The sequence below is a fragment of the Streptomyces sp. NPDC059398 genome (assembly GCF_042751845.1).
GTDB lineage: Bacteria > Actinomycetota > Actinomycetes > Streptomycetales > Streptomycetaceae > Streptomyces.
On sequence record NZ_JBHYWP010000027.1, the window covers coordinates 1 to 2,468 of the forward strand.

A 2,468-nucleotide genomic window follows, 5' to 3' on the forward strand; every position below is an offset into this window, starting at 1 on the left:
GGGCGCGGGGGGGCGCGCGCCGCGGGGGCCCCGCGCGCGGCGGGCGCCCTGGGGGTGGGGCGGGGGCGGGGCGGGCGCGCGCCCCCCCCCGGGCCGGGCTGGATGCACATCATCTCGGTGCGGCAGTCGACGTTGGCGCGGTCGATCGCCGTGTTGATACGGGTGAAGCCCTCCAGCACCACGATCCCGGGGCCGTCCGCGGATGTACCGGCGGTGTCGGCCGCCACGAACCGTTCCAGGACCTCGGCGATCCTCACCTCCCGCGAACGGCGCGTGTGGATCTCCGTCTCGATGTCGCGGAGTATCGAGTGGAGCGCCAGTGAGGGGGGAGTGGGAAGCAGGGTTCCCATGTCGTCCGGGTCCGGGTGCAGGAGCCCCAGGTCGATGAGGCAGGGAGCCGCGTCCGCGGCCGCGCGCTCGATGCGGCGCTGCTTCAGGGCTTCCGCGTAAATCCGGCTGCCCGTCTCGCACAGCTCCTCCACACCATGTGTGTGCTGTGGCTCGGGTTCCGTCACCTGCTTCCCCTCTCCGGACTCCGGATCTTGACGGTAGCCCGGCGGAAGAGGCGTCGCACCCCCCTCATCAAGCTGCACAGCAGCAAGTTGAGGGTGTTCCTGTCATCGCGGGCCCACCAGAATCGTTGCCTGTGGTGGATGTACCGGTGCGGCGCGGAGAGCTGCGGGACGGCCCGTATGTGCGGAGGCAGAGTTCAGCTTCCCTGCTCCAGAATGCCGGACTGCGCGATCAGATAGCCGAGTTGGGCCCTGCTGTTGCTGCCGAGCGCCGAGCTGAGCTTCGCTATGTGCGCACGACAGGTGCGGACGTTCATTCCGAGCCGGCGGGCGATGGCCTCGTCGACGTGTCCCTCCACGAGCAGTTGCGCGATGGACAGCCGTACACCGGATATCCCTTCGGGGTTGGGGTGGTACGGGATCTGGTCCTGGAGCGGTACACCGCGTCTCCAGAACTGCTCGAAGACCTTGACGAGGTACTCGACCATCCCCGGGTGGCGCAGTTCCAGGGCGATCTGGCGGTCATCGGTGGCCGGGATGAACGCCACGGTGTGGTCGAAGATCATCAAGCGCTCTATGAGCTCTTCGAGTGTGCGGATCTCCACCTTCCCGTCGGCGACGAGCTCCACGTACGCGAGAGTGCCGCGGCTGTGCCTGACCGTGTGCTGGTACAGCGTGCGCATGCTGATGCCACGGTCGAGCAGGGGCCTGCCGCGCTCCAGTGCCTGAGTGAGTTCGTGCTCGCTGCGGGCGCCCCCCGGCTGGATCGTCAGCACCTCCGTCTCACACGCGGCGGTCGCCAGATCGAGAGCGGCGTTGATCCTTCCGAACCCCTCCAGCACCGTGATGGCGTGGGTGGGCGGCGGGTTCTGCGCGCTGATGGTCATGAACGGCTCGAAAGTGTCTGTCAGTTCCACCGAGCGGCGTCTGCGGTCCCGGATCTCCCGTTCGATCGGGTGGAGACGCTGTGTGAGCGCGGCCGACGGCGGGACCGGGCGGAGCCAGCCCGCATCGTCGGGGTCGGGGTGGAGCAGCGCGAACTCCAGTAGACACGGGGCGGGGCCCACCTCACTGCGCGGGATCTTGCCGAGGCTCAGTGCGCTGGCGTAAAGCCGCGCACCCTCGTCGCAAAGTTCGGTAATGGAGTGAGGATGTGTCATGTTTGCGTAGCTTGTGGTCAATTCTCCACCCCCCAGGAACATGAATGTGCAGGAACATGATGCATCGTCCCTGTGGCGTTGACGTGCCTGAATGAGCCATCGTCTAGGAACGCGGGGGAGAGGAACACATCAAGTGAGGACGAAGCCCACTATGAAGAAGAAAATGCTTCGCTCGGTGCTTGCGGCAGTCTTCTCCGCAGCTGTGCTTTTCGGCGCAGTCAGTGCTGCAGATCTTGGGTGGGGCAGTGCGCAGGCCGCCGCCGCTCCTTCGGATCTCGGCTGGGGAAGTGTGCACGCTGCGGCTCCGCTCGACCTGGGCTGGGGCGTGGCACCGGCGACTACCGGCTCGGCAAGCGCATGACCGTCCCACCGGACGACAGAGTGTTCCAGCGCGAGATGGCCGTCGCCTACCGCTCCGGGTGGCATTTCATCGACCTCGTCACGGCGATTCCGCACCGTGGTGACTCGTTGATGGTCACCCTGTTCGGTGAGCCGATCCTCGTCGTACGCGAGGACGGCGGCGACGACGGTGACGTCCGCGCCTACCGCTGCCTGCGCAAGCCCCGCGGCGCCCCACAGCCTGTTCGCTGTGCCATCCGTTACGGCATGGTGTTCGTCAACCTCGACCGGCGTGACCACCAGTTGTTCGACGCCGAGCCGACCACAGCTATCCCCCGCAGTGCCTGACGCGATTCCCCCGTCGTAACAGATCGCTCAGGTGCTTCCCCCACACAGCGGGGGGGGCGCGGGCGCTCGGAGGGGGGGGCGGGGGGGGGTGGGGGGGGGCGCGCGGCGA

The 2,468-nt window shown here is 67.7% G+C and carries 2 protein-coding genes and 1 pseudogene; 1 reads left to right on the forward strand and 2 read right to left on the reverse strand.

Annotated features, from left to right (window positions below; all coding sequences use genetic code 11):
• Both ACFXBC_RS12700 and ACFXBC_RS12705 read right to left on the reverse strand, forming a co-directional pair.
• Positions 1-515 (reverse strand): annotated as a pseudogene (locus ACFXBC_RS12700) (hypothetical protein); the annotation flags it as partial.
• A 194-nt stretch (positions 516-709) separates the two neighbouring features.
• Complete coding sequence (locus tag ACFXBC_RS12705; protein ID WP_385022570.1) at positions 710-1,672, reverse strand: helix-turn-helix transcriptional regulator; 963 nt, start codon at positions 1,670-1,672, stop codon at positions 710-712.
• Between the two features lie 357 nt (positions 1,673-2,029).
• Here ACFXBC_RS12705 and ACFXBC_RS12710 point away from each other — a divergent pair, with 357 nt between their 5' ends.
• The gene (locus ACFXBC_RS12710; RefSeq protein ID WP_385022573.1) at positions 2,030-2,359 is read left to right on the forward strand and encodes a (2Fe-2S)-binding protein; all 330 of its coding nucleotides are present in this window, start codon (positions 2,030-2,032) and stop codon (positions 2,357-2,359) included.
• The last annotated feature ends 109 nt before the right edge of the window (positions 2,360-2,468 follow it).

Coding starts and splice junctions, on each gene's coding strand:
- ACFXBC_RS12710 (WP_385022573.1), top strand. CDS start 2,030: ATGACCGTCCCACCGGACGACAGAGTGTTCCAGCGCGAGATGGCCGTC.
- ACFXBC_RS12705 (WP_385022570.1), bottom strand. CDS start 1,672: ATGACACATCCTCACTCCATTACCGAACTTTGCGACGAGGGTGCGCGG.